The organism is Streptococcus oralis (assembly GCF_003943395.1).
Taxonomy (GTDB): Bacteria; Bacillota; Bacilli; order Lactobacillales; family Streptococcaceae; genus Streptococcus; species Streptococcus oralis_BF.
Genome location: NZ_RJPJ01000001.1, coordinates 17,913 through 38,408 on the forward strand (window position 1 = coordinate 17,913; position 20,496 = coordinate 38,408).

General features: G+C 41.8%; 19 protein-coding genes. 14 read left to right on the forward strand and 5 right to left on the reverse strand.

What is annotated here, in order from left to right; all coding sequences use genetic code 11:
• Positions 1-93: 93 nt before the first annotated feature.
• Positions 94-1,440 carry a glutathione-disulfide reductase gene (gene gor, locus D8802_RS00130; RefSeq protein WP_125394318.1) on the reverse strand — a complete coding sequence of 449 codons (1,347 nt, stop codon included), beginning with the start codon at positions 1,438-1,440 and terminating at the stop codon, positions 94-96.
• Between the two features lie 267 nt (positions 1,441-1,707).
• Between gor and D8802_RS00135 the strand changes: the two genes are divergently transcribed.
• The 4 genes from D8802_RS00135 (at position 1,708) to metG (ending at position 6,929) form a co-directional block, all read left to right on the forward strand.
• On the forward strand, positions 1,708-2,862 hold the full coding sequence (locus D8802_RS00135; RefSeq protein ID WP_125394319.1) for an efflux RND transporter periplasmic adaptor subunit: 1,155 nt from the start codon (positions 1,708-1,710) through the stop codon (positions 2,860-2,862).
• The gene (locus D8802_RS00140; RefSeq protein ID WP_000811477.1) at positions 2,846-3,547 is read left to right on the forward strand and encodes an ABC transporter ATP-binding protein; all 702 of its coding nucleotides are present in this window, start codon (positions 2,846-2,848) and stop codon (positions 3,545-3,547) included. Before D8802_RS00135 ends, D8802_RS00140 begins: the two co-directional genes overlap by 17 nt.
• Before the next feature lies 1 nt (position 3,548).
• Positions 3,549-4,808: an ABC transporter permease gene (locus tag D8802_RS00145; RefSeq protein WP_125394320.1), complete on the forward strand. Its 1,260-nt coding sequence runs from the start codon at positions 3,549-3,551 to the stop codon at positions 4,806-4,808.
• A gap of 123 nt (positions 4,809-4,931) precedes the next feature.
• Positions 4,932-6,929 (forward strand): methionine--tRNA ligase, encoded by a 1,998-nt coding sequence (metG, locus tag D8802_RS00150; RefSeq protein WP_125394321.1) that lies wholly within the window; start codon positions 4,932-4,934, stop codon positions 6,927-6,929.
• Between the two features lie 16 nt (positions 6,930-6,945).
• Here metG and D8802_RS00155 read toward each other — a convergent pair whose 3' ends face one another.
• From D8802_RS00155 to coaA, 3 genes are all read right to left on the reverse strand, one after another.
• On the reverse strand, positions 6,946-7,479 hold the full coding sequence (locus tag D8802_RS00155) for a DNA topology modulation protein (RefSeq protein WP_125394322.1): 534 nt from the start codon (positions 7,477-7,479) through the stop codon (positions 6,946-6,948).
• A gap of 52 nt (positions 7,480-7,531) precedes the next feature.
• Entirely contained in the window at positions 7,532-7,768 is a 237-nt protein-coding gene (gene rpsT / locus D8802_RS00160; protein ID WP_001274000.1) for a 30S ribosomal protein S20, read from the reverse strand.
• Between the two features lie 67 nt (positions 7,769-7,835).
• Positions 7,836-8,756: a type I pantothenate kinase gene (coaA, locus tag D8802_RS00165; protein WP_125394323.1), complete on the reverse strand. Its 921-nt coding sequence runs from the start codon at positions 8,754-8,756 to the stop codon at positions 7,836-7,838.
• Positions 8,757-8,967: 211 nt separating this feature from the next.
• On the opposite strand from coaA, the gene D8802_RS00170 reads away from it, so the two are divergent.
• The 8 genes from D8802_RS00170 to D8802_RS00205 all read left to right on the forward strand — a co-directional run bounded on the left by D8802_RS00170 (position 8,968) and on the right by D8802_RS00205 (position 16,717).
• Complete coding sequence (locus tag D8802_RS00170; RefSeq protein ID WP_125394324.1) at positions 8,968-9,558, forward strand: class I SAM-dependent methyltransferase; 591 nt, start codon at positions 8,968-8,970, stop codon at positions 9,556-9,558.
• Positions 9,555-10,832 carry a pyrimidine-nucleoside phosphorylase gene (locus D8802_RS00175; RefSeq protein WP_125394325.1) on the forward strand — a complete coding sequence of 426 codons (1,278 nt, stop codon included), beginning with the start codon at positions 9,555-9,557 and terminating at the stop codon, positions 10,830-10,832. The genes D8802_RS00170 and D8802_RS00175 overlap by 4 nt, the downstream gene beginning before the upstream one ends.
• A 19-nt stretch (positions 10,833-10,851) precedes the next feature.
• Complete coding sequence (deoC, locus tag D8802_RS00180; protein ID WP_125394326.1) at positions 10,852-11,514, forward strand: deoxyribose-phosphate aldolase; 663 nt, start codon at positions 10,852-10,854, stop codon at positions 11,512-11,514.
• Positions 11,501-11,890: a cytidine deaminase gene (locus tag D8802_RS00185; protein WP_125394327.1), complete on the forward strand. Its 390-nt coding sequence runs from the start codon at positions 11,501-11,503 to the stop codon at positions 11,888-11,890. The genes deoC and D8802_RS00185 overlap by 14 nt, the downstream gene beginning before the upstream one ends.
• An 89-nt stretch (positions 11,891-11,979) precedes the next feature.
• Positions 11,980-13,035: a BMP family lipoprotein gene (locus tag D8802_RS00190; protein ID WP_125394328.1), complete on the forward strand. Its 1,056-nt coding sequence runs from the start codon at positions 11,980-11,982 to the stop codon at positions 13,033-13,035.
• A 136-nt stretch (positions 13,036-13,171) separates the two neighbouring features.
• A complete protein-coding gene (locus tag D8802_RS00195; RefSeq protein ID WP_125394329.1) occupies positions 13,172-14,707 on the forward strand; it encodes an ABC transporter ATP-binding protein in 1,536 nt (511 codons plus the stop codon).
• A complete protein-coding gene (locus D8802_RS00200) occupies positions 14,700-15,758 on the forward strand; it encodes an ABC transporter permease (RefSeq protein WP_000038676.1) in 1,059 nt (352 codons plus the stop codon). Before D8802_RS00195 ends, D8802_RS00200 begins: the two co-directional genes overlap by 8 nt.
• Before the next feature lie 2 nt (positions 15,759-15,760).
• Positions 15,761-16,717 (forward strand): ABC transporter permease, encoded by a 957-nt coding sequence (locus D8802_RS00205; RefSeq protein ID WP_125394330.1) that lies wholly within the window; start codon positions 15,761-15,763, stop codon positions 16,715-16,717.
• 35 nt (positions 16,718-16,752) lie between these two features.
• Here the strand turns inward: D8802_RS00205 and plsY are convergent, their stop codons facing one another.
• Positions 16,753-17,394: a glycerol-3-phosphate 1-O-acyltransferase PlsY gene (gene plsY / locus D8802_RS00210; RefSeq protein WP_125394331.1), complete on the reverse strand. Its 642-nt coding sequence runs from the start codon at positions 17,392-17,394 to the stop codon at positions 16,753-16,755.
• Positions 17,395-17,529: 135 nt separating this feature from the next.
• Between plsY and parE the strand changes: the two genes are divergently transcribed.
• Positions 17,530-19,479, forward strand: coding sequence for a DNA topoisomerase IV subunit B (parE, locus tag D8802_RS00215; RefSeq protein WP_000037296.1), 1,950 nt, complete (start codon positions 17,530-17,532; stop codon positions 19,477-19,479).
• Between the two features lie 11 nt (positions 19,480-19,490).
• Positions 19,491-20,324: a hypothetical protein gene (locus D8802_RS00220; protein WP_125394332.1), complete on the forward strand. Its 834-nt coding sequence runs from the start codon at positions 19,491-19,493 to the stop codon at positions 20,322-20,324.
• The last annotated feature ends 172 nt before the right edge of the window (positions 20,325-20,496 follow it).

Sequence of the window (20,496 nt, forward strand, 5' to 3'; positions counted from 1 at the left end):
AACAAAAGTCAACCTATTTTTTATAAAAAGGTAACAATTTTGCGACAGCTGATTTTGCAAGTAAAAAGAGATCCTCAGGATCCCTTTCAACAATTAGCGCATGGTTACAAATTCTTCAGAAGCAGTCGGGTGAATAGCTACTGTAGCATCAAAGTCTGCCTTGGTTGCTCCCATCTTGATAGCAACAGCGAATCCTTGAATCATCTCATCCACTCCGTAACCAAGTCCATGTAGGCCAACAACTTTTTCGTCAGCACCGGCGGTGATGAGTTTGAAGCGAGATTCTTGACGATGGTCTGTAACGGCAGAGTACATAGATGCAAAGCTTGACTTGTAGACTTTGATGTGATCTTGACCGTATTCTTTGATAGCTTGAACCTCGGTCAAACCGACGGTTCCGATAGCAGGATGGGAGAAGACAACAGTAGGGATAGTCGTGTAGTCCATCTTGGCATTTGTTTTCCCATTGAAGAGGCGTTCAGATAGGGTACGTCCTGCCTTGATGGCTACTGGGGTCAGTTCTTTCTCACCAGTAACATCTCCAAGAGCATAGATACCATCTACAACTGTATTTTGATACTCATCCACTTGGATAAATCCACGTTGGTTGAGTGTGACGCCAGCCTTTTCTAACTCCAGACCGTCTACATTTGGACGGCGTCCAGTAGCCCAGATAACTTGGCTGGCAGTGTGACTAGAACCGTCTTCGAAATGAATCGTAATGCCTTGCATGGTTTCCTCGAGCTTGACAGGTACCTTATGCGTGTGCAAAGGTAGACCTGTTTTTTCCATTTCATTGACAAGTCCTTCAACGATGTAGCTGTCAAAACCACGCAAGGGACGATCGCGACGGACAAACAAATCCGTTTTTACTCCTAGTGCGTGGAGAACACCAGCTAATTCAACAGCAATATAGCCAGCACCAAGAATCGCAACGGATTCAGGAAGTTGCTCCCAAGCAAAGACATCGTCTGAGCTACCACCGAGTTCAGCTCCGGGAATAGTTGGGATGCTTGGACGAGCGCCAGTCGCAATCACGATATGTTTGGCACGAATCAATTCACCATTAACGCTGACCGTATGGGCATCAACGAAATGAGCACGGCCTTCAATCAAATCAACACCGTTGCGCTTGAAACTTCCATCATAAGACGAGCGGGCACGGTTGATGTAGGCTTCACGATTTTGACGAAGCTTTGCGAAATCAAATTGAACATCTGAACTCGTAAAACCGTAGTCAGGACCGTAGTGGTGGAAGCTTTCAGCAATCTGCGCTCCATACCACATGATTTTCTTAGGAACACAGCCAACGTTGACACAAGTTCCACCTAATTTTTTCTCCTCGATAACAGCTGCTTTAGCACCGTGTTCGCCAGCGCGGTTCATAGTGGCAATGCCGCCACTTCCTCCACCGATGGCGATGATATCATATTCTCTCATAGAAAACTCCTTATAGCTTTGATAGTCATATTCTATCGTTTTTATTTTTTGAATGCAAAAATCTGCTACGCCCTAAAGAAATAGCAGAAATCACTTGCTAAATATAGAAATAAGGTGTATGATGTTACTAGTACAATTCTGCATAAATCAAATGGAAACAAGGCATGTTTCCTGAATTGTTCTCTTTTCTCTCTGAACAATCATTGTTTAGAGTAGGTAAATTTGCTATAATAGTCTTTGTATTGAAAATAAAATAGGAGTTTTGTGATGAAGGGGAATAAGAAAACTAAAAAATGGCAACTATACACAGCTATTGGTGCTGCAAGTATTATTATAACCAGTGCAGCGGGTATTTTGCTATTTAGACAGCCCTCTCAGGCTGCCGGTAAGGATGACACATCGCATCTCGTAGTCGCAAAGGAAGGAACAGTTGCCTCCTCTGTTCTTTTATCTGGTACCGTCACCGCAAAAAATGAACAATATGTTTATTTGGATGCAAGTAAGGGTGAGGTGGATGAAATCTTGGTTTCTGTTGGAGATAAGGTTGACAAAGGACAAGCACTCGTAAAATACAACAGCACAGAAGCGCAATCTGCTTATGATGCAGCTAACCGTGCCATAGCCAAGGCTGATCGTCGTATCAATGACCTGAAGGAATCACGAAACAACACTCTAGCTGATTCGGAAGGATATGATGATGGAGCGCAGGGTTCTTCAGTCTCCTCCATAGATTCTCAGATTAGTGATGCTCGTGATAGTCGTGCTGATGCAGAGGCGCAGCTTAAAAAGGCGCAGGCTCAATTGGACGCAACAAAGGTTTTGAGTACGCTAGAAGGTACAGTTGTAGAAGTTAATCGCAATGTATCAAAGTCCACAACTGCTGCAAATCAAGTGATGGTTCATGTAGTAAGTAACGACAATCTACAAGTCAAGGGAGAACTTTCCGAGTACAATCTTGTCAACCTTTCTGTTGGCCAAGAAGTGACCTTCTCTTCTAAAGTTTACCAAGATAAAACTTGGACAGGGAAGATCAGCTTTATTTCAGCTTACCCTAAAAATAGTGGAGAAGGAACGAATGCTATAACTGGGGGGAATACTGGTTCTAAATATCCTTATACGATTGAAGTAACGAGTGAGATTGGTGATTTGAGACCAGGTTTTACCGTTAGTGTTGAGGTTAAAAGTGACAAGAAATCAATCCTCGTACCCTTAACCAGTGTCATTACTGAAGACGGAAAAAACTACGTTTGGGTTGTTGACGAAGAGAATAAGGCTAAGAAAATCGAAGTTAGCCTAGGAAATGCTGACGCAGAAAACCAAGAGATCACATCTGGTTTGACAGATGGAACCAAAGTCATCAGTAATCCAACGACTTCCTTGGAAGAAGGAAAAGAGGTGAAGGCTGATGAAACAACTAATTAGTCTAAAAAACATCTGCCGGAGCTATCGAAATGGTGAACAGGAACTGCAGGTCTTGAAAAATATTAATTTGGAGATCGGCGAAGGGGAATTTGTTGCCATTATGGGACCATCTGGTTCGGGTAAATCTACTCTGATGAATACCATCGGAATGCTGGACACCCCGACTAGCGGCGAATACTATCTAGAAGGTCAAGAAGTGGCCCGTCTAGGTGAAAAGCAGTTGGCACAGGTACGTAACCAACAAATTGGCTTTGTCTTTCAACAGTTCTTTCTTTTGTCAAAGATGGATGCTGTTCAGAATGTTGAGTTACCCTTGATTTATGCAGGAGTTCCAGCTGCCCAACGTCGCAAGTTGGCAGAGGAATATCTAAGTAAAGTAGAGTTGACTGATCGTATTCATCACCTTCCTTCAGAGTTGTCTGGTGGTCAAAAACAACGGGTGGCCATTGCGCGTGCTCTTGTTAACGATCCCTCAATCATCCTAGCTGATGAACCGACAGGTGCCTTGGATACGAAAACAGGAAGTCAAATCATGGAACTCTTGGTTGAGTTAAATGAAGAAGGCAAGACGATTATTATGGTAACGCACGAGCCCGAAATTGCAGCCTATGCAAAACGCCAGATTGTAATCCGTGATGGAGTTATTTCGTCTGATAGCGCTCGTTTGGAAGGAAAGGAGAACTAAGATGCAAAATCTGAAATTTGCCTTTTCATCTATTATGGCACACAAGATGCGCTCCTTTTTGACCATGATTGGCATTATAATCGGAGTCTCTTCAGTAGTTGTCATCATGGCTTTAGGGGACTCTATGTCTCGTCAGGTCAATAAAAATATGACAAAATCTCAGAAAAATATTCAGGTGTTTTTCTCACCAATTAAAAGTAAGGACGGTTCCTTTACACAAAAGCAATCTGCACTGACACTATCTGGTAAAGAAGAAGATGTTCACGTAGAACCACCTAAAACACAGGAATCGTGGGTTAAGGAAGCTGCCAAATTAAAAGGCGTAGATGGCTATTATGTGACTAATAGTACAAATGTTACTTTGACCTATAAGGATAAAAAGGTAGAGAGAGCAAGTCTGACAGGTGGAAATATGACTTATATGTCTGCTGTAGAAAATAAAATTATTGCAGGTAGGGATCTGAGAGAACAAGACTACCGAGATTTTGCAAGTGTGATTTTGCTAGATGAAGAACTCGCTAAAAGTCTTTTTGACTCGCCTCAGGCAGCACTCAATCAAATCATTTCAGCCAATGGATATAGCTATCGTGTGATTGGTGTTTACTCTAGTCCTGCTGTTAAAAGTGCTAAGATGTTTGGTGTAGGTGGCTTACCGATTACAACCAATGCTTCTGTAGCAGCTAATTTTAATGTAGAGGAAATTTCTAATATTGTCTTTCGTGTGAATGATACGAGTCTAACTCAGACTTTGGGGCCAGAACTCGCACGCAAGATGACAGAAATTGCAGGAGTACAGCAGGGAGAATATCAGGTTGTAGACGAAACTGCCGCTTTTGCAGAGGTTCAGCAAATCTTTGGTTTTATGACCGCTATTATTAGTGCTATCGCAGGAATCTCTCTCTTTGTGGGAGGGACTGGAGTTATGAATATTATGCTGGTTTCTGTAACGGAGCGTACTCGTGAGATTGGTCTTCGTAAAGCATTGGGAGCTACACGGGCTAATATCTTGGTACAGTTTTTGATTGAGTCCATGATCTTGACCTTGCTAGGTGGAGTCATCGGTCTAATAAGTGCAGCGGGCTTGACCACGCTAGCAGGCGCTTTGTTAAAAAATATGATGGAAGGAATAGAAATTGGTGTCTCGCTACCGATAGCTCTCTTTAGCTTGGCTGTTTCGGCCAGCGTTGGGATGATCTTTGGGGTCTTACCAGCCAATAAAGCGTCTAAGCTTGATCCAATTGAAGCCCTTCGCTATGAATAAGATAAACAAGATGGACATTTGTCTATCTTGTTTTTGTATGGATTTCCCTATCGAAAATCACTAAAAATATGATATAATGAAGTGTTAGAAAAACAGGTTTCATTTGCCTGGAAAGGAAAAATTATGTCTGAAAAGAATTTTTATATTACAACACCGATTTACTATCCATCTGGTAAACTTCATATCGGTTCTGCCTACACAACCATCGCTTGTGATGTCCTAGCTCGCTACAAACGCCTCATGGGCTACGATGTCTTTTATCTGACAGGTCTTGATGAGCATGGTCAGAAAATCCAGCAAAAAGCGGAAGAAGCTGGCATCACACCTCAAGCCTATGTTGACGGCATGGCAGTTGGTGTCAAAGAACTCTGGAAATTACTCGATATCTCATACGATAAATTTATCCGTACAACTGATGACTACCATGAAAAAGTAGTGGCTCAGGTCTTTGAATGTTTGCTTGCTCAAGATGACATCTATTTGGGTGAATATTCTGGCTGGTATTCGGTCTCAGATGAAGAATTCTTTACAGAAAGTCAGCTTGCGGAAGTTTTCCGTGATGAAGCTGGTAATGTAACTGGCGGTATTGCTCCATCAGGCCATGAGGTGGAATGGGTTTCTGAAGAGTCTTACTTCCTTCGCCTAAGCAAATACCAAGAACGCTTGGTTGAATTTTTCAAATCTCACCCTGACTTCATCACTCCAGATGGTCGTCTTAATGAAATGCTACGTAACTTCATTGAGCCAGGTTTGGAAGACTTGGCAGTTTCTCGTACAACCTTTACATGGGGAGTACCAGTCCCATCAAATCCAAAACACGTTGTCTATGTTTGGATTGACGCTCTCCTTAACTATGCGACAGCTCTTGGTTACGGTCAAGATGAGCACGGCAACTTTGATAAGTTCTGGAATGGAACAGTCTTCCACATGGTCGGAAAAGACATTCTTCGTTTCCACTCTATCTACTGGCCAATCCTTCTCATGATGTTGGATGTCAAATTGCCTGAACGCTTGATTGCCCATGGCTGGTTTGTTATGAAAGACGGCAAGATGTCTAAGTCTAAGGGGAATGTCGTTTACCCTGAAATGTTGGTAGAGCGTTATGGACTGGACCCACTTCGTTACTACCTCATGCGTAGCCTCCCAGTCGGTTCAGACGGAACCTTCACTCCAGAAGACTATGTAGGCCGTATCAACTATGAACTAGCCAATGACCTTGGAAACCTCCTCAACCGTACGGTTTCCATGATTAACAAGTACTTTGATGGGGAAATTCCAGCCTATGTAGAAGGTGTGACAGAATTTGACAATGATCTTGCTCAAGTAGCTACTGAATCAATTGCTGATTACCATACACACATGGATGCAGTTGACTACCCACGTGCTCTAGAAGCAGTTTGGACGCTTATCTCTCGTACTAACAAATATATTGATGAGACAGCCCCATGGGTCTTGGCTAAGGATGAAGCTCTTCGTGACCAATTGGCAAGTGTCATGAGCCACTTGGCAGCCAGCCTTCGTATCGTAGCTCACTTGATTGAACCATTTATGATGGAAACTAGTCGTGCGGTCATGACTCAACTTGGCTTGGAAGAAGTGGCGAGTCTTGAAAACTTGAGCTTGACTGATTTTCCTGAGGGTGTAACAGTAGTTGCCAAAGGAACTCCAATCTTCCCACGTCTCGACATGGAAGAAGAAATCGCCTATATCAAGGAACAAATGGAAGGCAACAAACCTGCGGTCGAAAAAGAATGGAATCCAGACGAAGTCGAACTCAAACTAAACAAGGATGAAATCAAGTTTGAAGACTTTGACAAGGTTGAAATCTGTGTCGCAGAGGTCAAAGAAGTTTCTAAAGTGGAAGGCTCTGACAAGTTACTTCAATTCCGCCTAGATGCTGGTGATGGCGAAGACCGTCAAATCCTATCAGGAATTGCAAAATACTATCCAAACGAACAAGATTTGGTTGGCAAGAAAGTCCAAATCGTTGCCAACCTCAAACCACGTAAAATGATGAAAAAATATGTCAGCCAAGGGATGATCCTCTCAGCTGAACATGATGGCAAATTAACCCTTCTCACAGTTGATCCAGCTGTACCAAACGGAAGTGTGATTGGGTAAAAGTAAAAGACCAACGTTAGGCACGTTGGTTTTTCTTGTTATGCGCGAGATTTTCTAAGAAGTAGTCCATCTCCTTTTGCGACCTGAGGACAATTACTTTCTCCGGATAGCTTTCTTGAATCTGCTGATAACGTTCCTTGGCGGATTTGCTCCGTCCATCCCAGAGAATCCATCGGATAAAGTCCCAGTCAAAGCGTTCAGGGCAGCCTGCTGCCATACTTTCTCTGACCTTGCCGCGATATGTGAGATAACGTTTAAAGGCTCGAAAGAGACAAGTCCATGGTGAAAAATTGAGAAAGATAATTTGGTCAGCTTCCTGCATTCTTTCTTCGTAATAACACCAAGAGTAGTTGCCATCGACTACCCAAGATTCATGCTTTGTGAGAAAGTTTTTCATCTCGGTCAACATCCATTCGCGGTCACTATCTTGCCAACCAGGTTGAAATTGGAGAGTATCCATATGTAGTTTAGGAATGGAGTAGTAGTTTGATAACTTCTCAGATAGAGTTGACTTACCAGCTCCAGAATATCCGATGATTGCGATTTTCATTTTCTACCTTTTTGTATTCAAGGACAAAAAAACAGCCTCTATGGACTGTTTCTTATTTAGCAAGTTTAGCTGAAAGACGAGCTTTATCGCGGCTTGCTTTGTTTTTATGAATCAAACCTTTAGTTTCTGCTTTGTCGATAGCTGAGCTAGCAGCACGGAAAAGTTCTTCAGAAGGGTTTGCTTCGAAAGCTTTGATAGCAGTACGCATAGCTGATTTTTGAGCTGAGTTTTTTTCGTTTTGTTTAACGTTCAATTCAGCGCGTTTGATAGCTGATTTAATGTTTGCCAATGTTCTTACCTCCATATTTACTAACTATACCATTATATATGAAAACTTAGGTTTTGACAAGGGAAAATTATTTTTTTAGGTAAATTTCATCGATTTCGTGGTTTTTAGTCTTGTGGAGAATAACCTCGGCACGATTCCTTGTCGGTTCGATATAGTTTTGTAAATTTATTAGATTAATGCTGGTCCAGATCTGATGAGCGAAGGCTTCGACCTCTCCAATCGGCATTTGCGTAAAGCGGTGGTAGTAGCTGTTGGGATCATTCTGGGCAAAGCTGAGAAGTTTCAAGAAACGATCCAGATACCAGCTTTCAATGTCTTCGACTGCTGCATCAACGTATATGGAGAAATCAAAGAAATCAGTGATGTAAAGGCGCTCATTTTGAGGGTTTTGAAAGACATTAATTCCCTCGACAATGACAAAGTCAGCAGCTTTGACACGTTGCTTTTCCCTAGGAACGATGTCATACACTTCATGAGAATAGACAGGAATATCGACATCTTGCCCATTCTTTAGGCAGTCAAGAAAATTCAACAAGGCTTCCATATCATAACTTTCAGGAAAACCTTTGCGATTTAAGATATCTTGGTCAATCAAGGTTTGATTGGGATAGAGAAAACCGTCAGTTGTCACCAATTCTACAGTAGCATCTGGGAGAGTACGTGATAGAAGAATCTGAAGTAAGCGACTAGTAGTCGATTTCCCCACAGCAACACTTCCAGAAACCCCAATGATAAAAGGTTGGGATTTGCTTTCACGTTGGAGGAAAATTCCTTTTGAAAATGCCAAATCATCCTTAGTGCGCTTGTAAATATGGATAAGATGGACAAGGGGAAGATAGACGTCCGTTACGTCCTGCAGACTAATCTGGTCATTGAAACTCTTGATGGAGTCCAGTTCTTCTTCCGTCAAGGGAGGAGTTGTTTTGCGATGCAATGATTGCCAAGTCTGGCGACTGATTTTCTCAAAATGTAAAAACTCGTTGGTCATAATGTTTCCTCGTTTGATACATTAGTATATCATATTTCGTAGTCAAAGAGAGAATGAAATTCGATATTTATCATTCTGATTCTTGAAAGTTGCTATAACAGTGCAAAATACAAAGATCATTTAATTATTATCATAACATATTTAGTTTGTTTGTTGAATTTCAGCTTTGTAAACGATTTAACATTTCACTAAAATATGGTAAAATAGTTTCATGAGTAAAATGTATTATGTAGAAAATCCTGACGCTGCTCACGACATTCATGAGTTGAGAGTGGAGCTGTTGGGACAAAAAATGACCTTTTTGACGGATGCGGGTGTTTTTAGCAAGAAAATGGTCGACTTTGGGAGTCAGCTTTTATTGAAGTGTCTAGAGGTTAACAAAGGAGAAACGGTCCTTGATGTAGGCTGTGGATATGGTCCCTTAGGGCTTTCTTTGGTCAAGGCTTATGGAGTTCAGGCAACCATGGTCGATATCAATAACCGTGCCTTGGACCTAGCGCGACAAAATGCTGAGAGAAACCAAGTTTCAGCGGCGATTTTCCAATCCAATATCTATGAACAAGTTGAAGGGAAGTTTGACCATATTATTTCCAATCCGCCTATTCGAGCGGGCAAACAAGTTGTTCATGAGATTATCGAAAAGAGCAGAGATTTCTTGAAAGACGGAGGAGACTTAACCGTTGTCATTCAGAAAAAGCAAGGAGCTCCAAGTGCTAAAAGTAAGATGGAAGACGTGTTTGGCAATTGTGAAATCGTAAAGAAAGATAAGGGATATTATATCCTTAGAAGTGTGAAAGAATGAGAGCAGTTGATTTAATCCAAAAGAAACGAGATGGTCAAGAACTGACTGCAACTGAAATCAAATGGCTGGTAGAAGGCTATGTGGCAGGAACTGTTCCAGACTACCAGATGTCTGCTTTTGCTATGGCTGTTTATTTTAAAGGAATGACGACACGAGAGATTTCTGACCTGACGATGAATATGGTCAAGACAGGTCAGGAGTTTGATTTGTCAGCTATTGATGGGGTTAAAGTGGATAAACATTCTACTGGTGGGGTTGGCGATAAGGTGACTTTGATTTTAGCGCCTTTAGTAGCCAGTTTTGGTGTTCCGGTCGCAAAAATGAGTGGCCGTGGACTAGGACACACTGGTGGGACCCTAGATAAGTTAGAAGCGATCAAGGGCTATCAAGTCGAGCGAAGTCAAGAAGATTTTATTCGTCAGGTGCAAGATATTGGAGTATCTGTCATTGGGCAGTCAGATCAGCTGGTTAAAGCAGACAAGCTTCTCTATGCCCTCCGTGATGTGACAGCAACTGTCGACACGATCCCATTGATTGCTAGTTCTGTTATGAGCAAGAAAATTGCTGCAGGAGCGGATGTCATTTTGCTAGACGTAACGGTCGGTGAGGGTGCCTTCATGAAGACTGTTGATGAGGCGCGCGAATTGGCTCAAACCATGGTGGAACTTGGTAAGGCTGTTGGTCGAAAGACGGTAGCAGTCATTACTGATATGAGCCAACCCTTGGGAAGAGCCATTGGCAATCGTCTCGAAATCCTTGAGGCAATCGAGATTCTCCGAGGAAAAGGCCGAGAAGATATTAGTCGCTTTATCTGCGAGCTAGCTCAGATTATGCTTGGCTTGGCTGATGTTGAGAAAACGATTGAGGAAATCCGCCAACATCTTGAGAATGGTCAAGCACTGGCTAAGTTTGAGGAGATGGTGCAAGCTCAAGGTGGAGATTTAGAAGATCTCTATCGTCCAGTCAAGGTTGCTCATGTGGTAGAAATTCCAGCTCAAGATACAGGTGTTATTTCAGCTCTTCCTGCAATGGAATTTGGGCTCTATGCCATGAGACTAGGAGCTGGTCGTGCAGTCAAGTCTGATGACTTGGACTATGAAACAGGGATTGTTTTTGAAAAGAAAGTTGGAGACTCCGTTCAAAAAGGAGAAATTGTTGCAAAAGTTTATACAAATGGAAAAATTTCTTCTGAACTAGTTACAGAATTTCAAAAATATGTTAAAATAAATGATGGAGTGCAAAGTTTACGAGAAATTATAGAAATTATCTCATAAAACTAGGGAGAATCCGAATATGAAGTTAAATAAATATATTGATCATACGCTTTTAAAGCAAGATGCAAGTCAAGAACAAATTGATCGTTTGCTATCTGAAGCGCGTGAGTATGACTTTGCCAGCGTTTGTGTCAATCCTACATGGGTTAAACATGCGAAAACAGGGTTTGAAGGCTCAGATGTAAAAGTTTGTACAGTAGTAGGTTTTCCTTTGGGAGCAACAACTTCAGCTGTGAAAGCTTTTGAAACAAAAGAAGCTGTCCAAAATGGTGCAGATGAGATTGATATGGTTATCAATGTCGGTGCCCTCAAATCTGGCAATCTTGATTTAGTTGAGTCAGACATCCGTGCCGTTGTAGAAGCAAGTGGCGACAAATTAGTTAAAGTCATTATTGAAGCTTGTTTGTTGACTGATGAAGAAAAGGTTGTGGCCTGCCAGTTGTCACAAAAAGCAGGAGCTGATTTTGTTAAAACATCTACTGGCTTCTCAACTGGAGGAGCAACTCTGCCAGATGTCAAATTAATGCGTCAAACAGTGGGACCTGATATGGGTGTTAAAGCTGCCGGTGGAGCTCGTTCTTACGCGGACGCTCTTGCCTTTGTGGAGGCAGGTGCTACTCGTATTGGAACATCCGCTGGTGTAGCAATCTTAAAAGGAGAATTGGCTGATGGCGACTACTGAGTTGATTGAACTAGCAATTGAAACCAGCAAGAAAGCCTATGTACCCTATTCTCACTTTCCTATTGGAGCTGTTTTAGTAGCCAAGGACGGTAGCGTATATACAGGTGTGAACATCGAGAATGCTAGTTATCCTTTGACTAACTGTGGGGAGCGTACAGCTATCTTCAAAGCAGTTTCGGAGGGGCAACGGGAATTTTCAGAGTTGATTGTCTACGGACAAACTGAGAAACCCATCTCGCCATGTGGTGCTTGTCGCCAGGTCATGGTTGAGTTTTTTGAACAAGATCTAAAAGTGACTCTAGTCGCCAAAGATAAAACGACGGTCGAGATGACGGTCGGGGAGTTACTTCCATACTCATTTACAGACTTAAACTAGTCTGGGCCACTCTCTGAGTGACGCGGTCCTTGTGGCCAATCAATCCATACTTGCAACATCGTTGCACATCTTATTTAGGAGGTTCAGTAATGAACAAGAAACAATGGCTAGGCCTTGGTCTAGTTGCAGTAGCAGCAGTTGGACTTGCTGCATGTGGTAACCGCTCTTCTCGTAACGCAGCTTCATCTTCATCAGAAATGAAGACCAAAGCAGCAATCGTAACTGATACTGGTGGTGTTGATGATAAATCATTCAACCAATCAGCTTGGGAAGGTTTGCAAGACTGGGGTAAAGAACACAATCTTTCAAAAGATAATGGATATACTTATTATCAATCTAACAGTGAAGCTGACTACGCTAACCACTTGCAACAAGCGGCTGGAAGTTACAACCTGATCTTCGGTGTTGGTTTTGCACTTCACAATGCAGTTGAAGAAGCGGCAAAAGAGCACACAGACTTGAACTATGTCTTGATTGATGATGTCATCAAAGATCAAAAGAACGTTGCAAGTGTTACTTTCGCGGATAACGAAGCAGCTTACCTTGCAGGTGTTGCAGCCGCTAAAACAACTAAGACAAAACAAATCGGTTTTGTAGGTGGTATGGAATCTGAAGTTATCTCACGTTTTGAAGCTGGTTTCAAAGCAGGTGTTGCTTCAGTAGATTCTTCTATCAAGGTTCAAGTAGACTACGCTGGTTCATTTGGTGACGCAGCTAAAGGTAAAACAATCGCTGCCGCTCAGTATGCTGCAGGTGCTGACGTTGTATACCAAGTAGCAGGTGGTACTGGAGCAGGTGTCTTCTCTGAAGCGAAATCACTCAACGAAAGCCGTCCTGAAAATGAAAAAGTTTGGGTTATCGGTGTTGACCGTGACCAAGTGGAAGAAGGTAAATACACTTCTAAAGATGGTAAGGAATCAAACTTTGTTCTTGCTTCAACTTTGAAACAAGTTGGTACAACTGTAAAAGATATTGCTAACAAAACTGAAAAAGGCGAATTCCCTGGTGGACAAGTTATTGTCTACTCATTGAAAGATAAAGGGGTTGACTTGGCAGTAACAAATCTTTCTGAAGAAGGTAAAAAAGCTGTTGAGGACGCAAAAGCTAAGATCCTTGACGGAAGTATTAAAGTTCCTGAAAAATAATGGATAAAAGTCATTTCTTAGGAAGCGGCCATCGGTCGCTTCTTTAAGAATTGAGGCAATTTTTGTCTCAATAGAGCTTGTTAATGTGATTAGCAGGTTTTATTGAAATAAAATAAACCTCTGAAAGGAAGAGCATATGGCACACGAAAATGTCATTGAGATGCGGGATATTACCAAGGTGTTTGGTGAATTTGTAGCAAACGACAAGATCAATTTGCAACTGCGAAAAGGTGAAATCCATGCACTTTTAGGAGAAAACGGAGCTGGGAAATCTACTCTGATGAACATGCTAGCGGGACTTCTTGAACCAACTAGTGGTGAGATTGTGGTGAATGGTCAAGTTGTAAAACTAGACTCGCCTTCTAAAGCTGCTGGTCTTGGAATTGGGATGGTTCACCAACATTTCATGTTGGTTGAAGCTTTTACAGTAGCTGAGAATATCATTTTGGGGAGTGAAATCACTAAAAATGGTATGCTAGATATAGGCGAAGCTACTAGAGAAATCAAGGCTCTTTCTGAACGTTATGGTTTGGCAGTGGATCCTGCTGCTAAGGTGGCGGATATTTCCGTTGGTGCCCAACAACGTGTAGAAATCTTGAAAACACTTTACCGTGGTGCTGATATCCTTATCTTTGATGAACCTACAGCTGTATTGACTCCTTCAGAGATTGACGAGTTGATGGCAATCATGAAAAACCTTGTCAAGGAAGGCAAATCCATCATCCTAATCACCCACAAATTGGATGAAATCCGTGCAGTGTCTGACCGTGTCACGGTTATCCGTCGTGGTAAATCAATCCAGACGGTTGAGATTGCTGGAGCTACCAATGCCGATTTGGCAGAAATGATGGTAGGGCGCTCTGTCTCCTTCAAAACGGAGAAACAGGCACCACAACCAAAAGAAGTGGTCTTGTCTATCAAGGACTTGGTTGTTAATGAAAACCGTGGTGTTCCAGCTGTGAAGAATCTTTCTTTGGATGTTCGTGCTGGTGAGATTGTTGGGATTGCGGGTATCGACGGAAATGGCCAGTCAGAACTCATTCAAGCTATCACGGGTCTTCGTAAAGTTGAGTCTGGTAGTATTGAATTAAAAGGCAAATCAATCGTGGGAATGCACCCACGACAAATTACGGAACTCAGTGTAGGGCATGTTCCTGAAGACCGTCACCGTGATGGATTGATTTTGGAGATGATGATTTCAGAAAATATCGCTCTTCAAACCTACTATAAAGAACCACTCAGTAAGAATGGTATTTTGAACTATGCGAATATCACTTCACATGCAAAGCAATTAATGGAAGAATTTGACGTCCGTGCGGCAAGCGAATTTGTTCCAGCAGCAGCTCTTTCAGGAGGAAATCAACAAAAAGCGATTATTGCTCGTGAGATTGATCGTGATCCTGAACTCCTTATCGTCAGCCAGCCAACTCGTGGTTTGGACGTTGGTGCCATTGAGTACATTCACAAACGCTTGATTGAGGAACGTGATAATGGCAAGGCTGTTCTCGTTGTCAGTTTTGAATTGGATGAGATTTTAAATGTCTCAGACCGAATTGCTGTTATTCATGATGGTAAGATTCAAGGTATTGTATCGCCAGAAACGACTAACAAACAAGAACTTGGTGTCTTGATGGCAGGTGGAAACTTGGGAAAGGAGAAGAGTGATGTCTAAAAAATTACAACAAATTTCGGTTCCCTTGATTTCCGTATTCTTAGGAATTTTGCTCGGAGCCATTGTCATGTGGATCTTCGGATATGATGCTATCTGGGGTTATGAGGAGTTGTTCTATACAGCTTTTGGTAGCCTCCGTGGAATTGGAGAAATTTTCCGTGCCATGGGACCTCTAGTCTTGATTGGTCTTGGTTTTGCCGTTGCTAGTCGGGCAGGTTTCTTTAACGTTGGTTTGCCAGGTCAAGCTCTAGCAGGATGGATTCTCAGCGGTTGGTTTGCCTTGTCGCATCCAGACATGCCACGTCCAATGTTGATTTTAGCGACTGTAGTGATTGCTCTGATCGCAGGTGGAATTGTTGGTGCGATTCCAGGTATTCTCAGAGCTTATCTCGGTACGTCAGAGGTTATCGTAACCATTATGATGAACTACATTGTATTGTATGTAGGGAACGCCTTTATTCATTCTTTCCCGAAAGACTTTATGCAAAGTACAGACTCAACGATTCGTGTGAGTGCCAATGCTAGTTACCAGACACCATGGTTATCTGAGTTGACTGGTAATTCTCGTATGAATATCGGTATCTTCTTTGCTATCATTGCTGTTGGGGTGATTTGGTTCTTGCTCAAGAAAACGACTCTCGGTTTTGAAATCCGTGCAGTTGGGCTCAATCCCCATGCCTCAGAGTACGCTGGTATTTCAGCGAAACGTACAATCATTCTATCAATGATTATCTCTGGTGCTTTGGCTGGTCTTGGTGGAGCGGTCGAAGGTCTTGGAACTTTCCAAAACGTTTACGTTCAAGGTTCATCATTAGCTATCGGATTTAACGGGATGGCGGTTAGTTTGCTTGCTGGAAATTCACCAATTGGAATTCTTTTTGCAGCATTCTTATTTGGTGTTTTGCAAGTAGGAGCACCGGGTATGAATGCTGCGCAAGTTCCGTCTGAGCTTGTTAGCATTGTAACAGCGTCTATTATCTTCTTTGTCAGCGTTCACTACATTATCGAACGCTTTGTCAAACCTAAAAAACAAGTTAAAGGAGGTAAGTAAGGATGTCTATTACAACATTACTCACCCTCTTGGTCTCTTCTATGCTGATTTACTCAGCACCACTTATTTTTACGAGTATCGGAGGAGTTTTCTCTGAACGTGGTGGTGTCGTTAACGTCGGTCTTGAAGGAATTATGGTTATGGGAGCCTTTTCTGGGGTTGTCTTTAACCTTGAGTTTGCAGAACAACTTGGAGCAGCGACACCTTGGATTTCCTTGTTAGTTGCTGGTATCGTGGGAGCTATTTTCTCCCTCATCCATGCCGTCGCTACAGTTCATTTCCGTGCGGACCATGTTGTCAGTGGTACAGTATTGAACTTGATGGCTCCTGCCTTAGCAGTTTTCTTGGTTAAAGTTCTTTATAACAAAGGGCAAACGGATAATTTAAGCCAAACTTTTGGACGTTTTGATTTCCCAGTTTTGGCTGATATCCCTGTGATTGGAGATATTTTCTTCAAGTCTACCAGTCTACTAGGTTATATCGCTATTGCCTTCTCTTTCCTTGCTTGGTTTATTCTCTTTAAGACACGTTTTGGTCTTCGTCTTCGCTCTGTCGGTGAACACCCTCAAGCAGCAGATACCCTGGGGATCAATGTTTACAAGATGAGATATTTGGGGGTGATTATTTCTGGTTTGCTCGGCGGAATTGGTGGAGCCATCTACGCCCAATCGATCTCAGTCAACTTCTCAGTGACAACCATTGTAGGGCCTGGATTTATCGCTCTTGCCGCTATGATTTTTGGTAAATGGAATCCAATCGGTGCTATGCTTTCAAGTCTCTTCTTTGGGCTCTCACAAAGTTTAGCAGTTATTGGATCACAACTTCCTTTCTTGCAAGGAGTACCTGCGGTCTACCTACAAATTGCGCCTTATGTCTTGACCATCCTTGTCTTGGCAGCCTTCTTTGGAAAAGCAGTTGCGCCTAAGGCAGACGGTATCAACTATATCAAATCAAAATAAGCATACAAAAAAAGCGCCAGTTTCAAACTGGCGTTTTATTTTTTAGGATTTTGATGAGTTAGGTTTAATCCCCAAGGGACGAGATTTTCAGTTTTATTTTTGATGCGTGTGATATTATCCTTGTGACGAATGATAATCAAGCTAGCGAGTGCTAGGATAATCAAAATGAAGAGAGGGTCATAGCTGTTCAGGATAAATCCAAATAGTGGAAATAGGAGAACTCCGATAACGGCTGCAATAGAAGCAGTAACGCTAGACAGTGAAATCATACTACCTAGATAGAGGCTTACAAAGAATACGATTGCTAGATAGAGACAGAAAATAGGCGCAAATCCAAAAACCACTCCAGCACTTGTTGCGACAGCCTTGCCTCCTTTAAATCCTGCAAAGATAGGAAAGGTATGTCCAATCACAGCCAAAAGTCCAAAGACAAGAGGTGATACACCTTGTAGGTGGAAAAGAATAGGAAGGAGAGTGGCCAAGGTCCCTTTAAAGAAGTCAATCACAAAGGTTGCCATACCTGCTTTCTTACCCAAAATACGGAAAGTATTGGTCGTACCAGTATTTCCAGAACCGTGTTCGCGCAGATTTGTTTGAAAGAAAACTTGTCCAATCCAAAGACCAGACGGAATCGAACCTAGTAGATAAGCTAAAATTAATAATACAAATGTCATCATGTACCTATTATACCATGAAATGGTATAGAAAGTCAGAGAATATCCTGTGAAATTGTGACGGCTGAAAGGGAAAAACTTTGCAAAATCGCTAGAAAACCTGTAAAATAGAAAAGATGAACAAATAGGAGGTTCCTTGTGTCAAAAAAGGAAATCAATATTAATAACTACAATGATGATGCCATTCAGGTGCTAGAAGGGTTGGATGCGGTCCGTAAACGTCCGGGGATGTATATTGGATCGACTGACGGTGCTGGTCTCCACCATCTAGTTTGGGAAATAGTGGACAATGCAGTTGATGAGGCCTTGTCTGGCTTTGGTGACCGCATTGATGTGACCATCAATAAAGACGGCAGTCTAACCGTTCAAGACCATGGTCGAGGGATGCCGACTGGTATGCATGCCATGGGAATTCCAACTGTTGAAGTTATCTTTACCATTCTCCACGCTGGAGGGAAATTCGGTCAAGGGGGTTATAAGACATCTGGTGGTCTCCACGGGGTGGGATCTTCAGTCGTTAATGCCCTTTCTAGTTGGCTAGAAGTTGAAATTACTCGTGACGGTACAGTCTACAAGCAACGTTTTGAAAATGGTGGGAAACCCGTCACAACCTTGAAAAAAATTGGTACAGCACCCAAGTCTAAGACAGGCACCAAAGTTACCTTCATGCCTGACGCGACGATCTTTTCTACGACTGACTTCAAGTACAATACCATTTCAGAACGACTCAATGAGTCAGCCTTTCTCTTAAAAAATGTTACCTTGTCTTTGACAGATAAGCGAACAGATGAAGCAATCGAATTCCATTATGAGAACGGGGTACAGGACTTTGTTTCTTACCTCAATGAAGACAAGGAGACCTTGACACCAGTCTTGTACTTTGAAGGGGAAGACAATGGTTTCCAAGTGGAAGTTGCCCTCCAGTACAATGATGGATTTTCAGATAACATTCTATCCTTTGTCAATAACGTTCGTACTAAAGATGGTGGAACGCATGAGACAGGACTCAAGTCAGCCATTACTAAGGTCATGAACGACTACGCTCGTAAGACGGGACTTCTCAAGGAAAAAGATAAAAATCTTGAAGGGTCAGACTACCGCGAGGGACTAGCAGCCGTTCTTTCTATTCTCGTTCCTGAAGAACACCTCCAGTTTGAAGGACAGACTAAGGATAAACTTGGAAGTCCGCTAGCTCGTCCAGTTGTGGATGGGATTGTGGCTGATAAGTTGACCTTCTTCCTAATGGAAAATGGTGAATTGGCTTCCAATCTTATTCGCAAAGCTATCAAGGCTCGTGATGCCCGTGAAGCAGCACGTAAAGCGCGTGATGAGAGCCGAAATGGTAAGAAAAACAAGAAAGACAAGGGATTGTTGTCTGGTAAATTGACTCCAGCCCAGTCTAAGAATCCAGCAAAGAACGAGCTCTACCTAGTCGAAGGTGACTCTGCCGGTGGTTCTGCCAAGCAAGGCCGTGACCGTAAGTTCCAGGCTATCTTGCCCCTTCGAGGTAAGGTTATCAATACAGCCAAGGCCAAGATGGCGGATATCCTTAAAAATGAGGAAATCAACACCATGATTTATACCATCGGTGCGGGTGTGGGAGCAGATTTTTCTATTGAAGATGCTAACTATGACAAGATCATTATCATGACTGATGCGGACACCGATGGTGCCCATATTCAAACTCTTCTTTTAACATTCTTCTACCGTTATATGCGTCCGCTAGTTGAGGCAGGACATGTCTATATCGCCCTTCCGCCTCTTTACAAGATGTCTAAAGGTAAAGGTAAGAAAGAAGAAGTGGCCTATGCTTGGACGGACGGTGAGCTAGAAGAACTCCGCAAGCAGTTCGGTAAAGGTGCTACCCTCCAACGCTACAAAGGTCTTGGTGAGATGAATGCGGACCAGCTCTGGGAAACAACCATGAATCCAGAAACTCGCACCCTCATCCGTGTCACTATCGAAGATTTAGCACGCGCTGAACGCCGCGTCAATGTCCTCATGGGCGATAAGGTCGAACCACGCCGTAAATGGATTGAGGACAATGTTAAGTTTACATTGGAAGAGAGTGGGGAGATGGTGTTTTGAGGGGGCTAATGATGGACAATGAAGTAGATTTAACTAAATTGAAGATTACAGATTTATCTATTGATTGGCAATACAGAAGAAAGAAAATTATTGATAAATTTAAAGTTTGGATAGTAATTTTTTTTGTTATTCTTGCTATTATTGCTATTCTTTTCCATAAACAAGCTTCAACTAATTCAAAAGATGGCATTTATCTTTTAGGGGGTTTTATTATTATATGTTTTTGGATGTACTTTATTTTGATGTGCTTAATTTTTAAGTTTTTGATGCGTAAAAATTATGCCTTTCTTCTTATTGTTGGTCCATTTATAATATCAGTTTTAACTGTTTCAGTTATTTTTTACCTTTCTAAGGTGGTTCAACTAAATTTAATTTATTCGAATGTTCTTAGTATCATTTTTATTATTTTATTTAACGTTTTGAATTTTAGATTTTTCTTAAATAAAAATATGCCAAAAGCTTATAGTAGTATCGTTTTTACTAATAATACGCAATTGCTGAATATTTTTTCTGTAATACTTTTATTTATTGGTGGTAGTGAATTACTTAGAATTGATATTTCTTGTTTAATAAAAAATCAAAAACTTTGGCAAATTTTACCATTATATTTTATAGTATGTGGCACAATTTCGTTTATTATAGAGAATATCATTATTGACTATCAATTCAGTAAATCAGAAAAGTTTGCTCAAGAAATTTTTCAAGAGCAGCTTCTTAAAAATGAAGATGATATTGATTACAATAGGCTAGTAGAATGTTATTATTATGGTGGTGAGAAATATAAAGAGAAGTTGCTGAGTACGGAAAAGTTTTTAAGACTTATAAAAAAACGTGAAAGTATATAATTCGAAGGGATAGAAATAATAAATACAGCTACAAATCAGGATTTAATCCTCACAATAATTAATTCCCAAAAAGAAATCACTTCCCCCCAGCCCTAAAATAATAATTCTCTCTCACCAGATTTTCGGACAAGCTCTCCAGAGCGTGAATGAGTCTGTCCGATCTTCGGACAAG

Coding starts and splice junctions, on each gene's coding strand:
- gor (WP_125394318.1), bottom strand. CDS start 1,440: ATGAGAGAATATGATATCATCGCCATCGGTGGAGGAAGTGGCGGCATT.
- D8802_RS00135 (WP_125394319.1), top strand. CDS start 1,708: ATGAAGGGGAATAAGAAAACTAAAAAATGGCAACTATACACAGCTATT.
- D8802_RS00140 (WP_000811477.1), top strand. CDS start 2,846: ATGAAACAACTAATTAGTCTAAAAAACATCTGCCGGAGCTATCGAAAT.
- D8802_RS00145 (WP_125394320.1), top strand. CDS start 3,549: ATGCAAAATCTGAAATTTGCCTTTTCATCTATTATGGCACACAAGATG.
- metG (WP_125394321.1), top strand. CDS start 4,932: ATGTCTGAAAAGAATTTTTATATTACAACACCGATTTACTATCCATCT.
- D8802_RS00155 (WP_125394322.1), bottom strand. CDS start 7,479: ATGAAAATCGCAATCATCGGATATTCTGGAGCTGGTAAGTCAACTCTA.
- coaA (WP_125394323.1), bottom strand. CDS start 8,756: ATGACCAACGAGTTTTTACATTTTGAGAAAATCAGTCGCCAGACTTGG.
- D8802_RS00170 (WP_125394324.1), top strand. CDS start 8,968: ATGAGTAAAATGTATTATGTAGAAAATCCTGACGCTGCTCACGACATT.
- D8802_RS00175 (WP_125394325.1), top strand. CDS start 9,555: ATGAGAGCAGTTGATTTAATCCAAAAGAAACGAGATGGTCAAGAACTG.
- deoC (WP_125394326.1), top strand. CDS start 10,852: ATGAAGTTAAATAAATATATTGATCATACGCTTTTAAAGCAAGATGCA.
- D8802_RS00185 (WP_125394327.1), top strand. CDS start 11,501: ATGGCGACTACTGAGTTGATTGAACTAGCAATTGAAACCAGCAAGAAA.
- D8802_RS00190 (WP_125394328.1), top strand. CDS start 11,980: ATGAACAAGAAACAATGGCTAGGCCTTGGTCTAGTTGCAGTAGCAGCA.
- D8802_RS00195 (WP_125394329.1), top strand. CDS start 13,172: ATGGCACACGAAAATGTCATTGAGATGCGGGATATTACCAAGGTGTTT.
- D8802_RS00200 (WP_000038676.1), top strand. CDS start 14,700: ATGTCTAAAAAATTACAACAAATTTCGGTTCCCTTGATTTCCGTATTC.
- D8802_RS00205 (WP_125394330.1), top strand. CDS start 15,761: ATGTCTATTACAACATTACTCACCCTCTTGGTCTCTTCTATGCTGATT.
- plsY (WP_125394331.1), bottom strand. CDS start 17,394: ATGATGACATTTGTATTATTAATTTTAGCTTATCTACTAGGTTCGATT.
- D8802_RS00220 (WP_125394332.1), top strand. CDS start 19,491: ATGGACAATGAAGTAGATTTAACTAAATTGAAGATTACAGATTTATCT.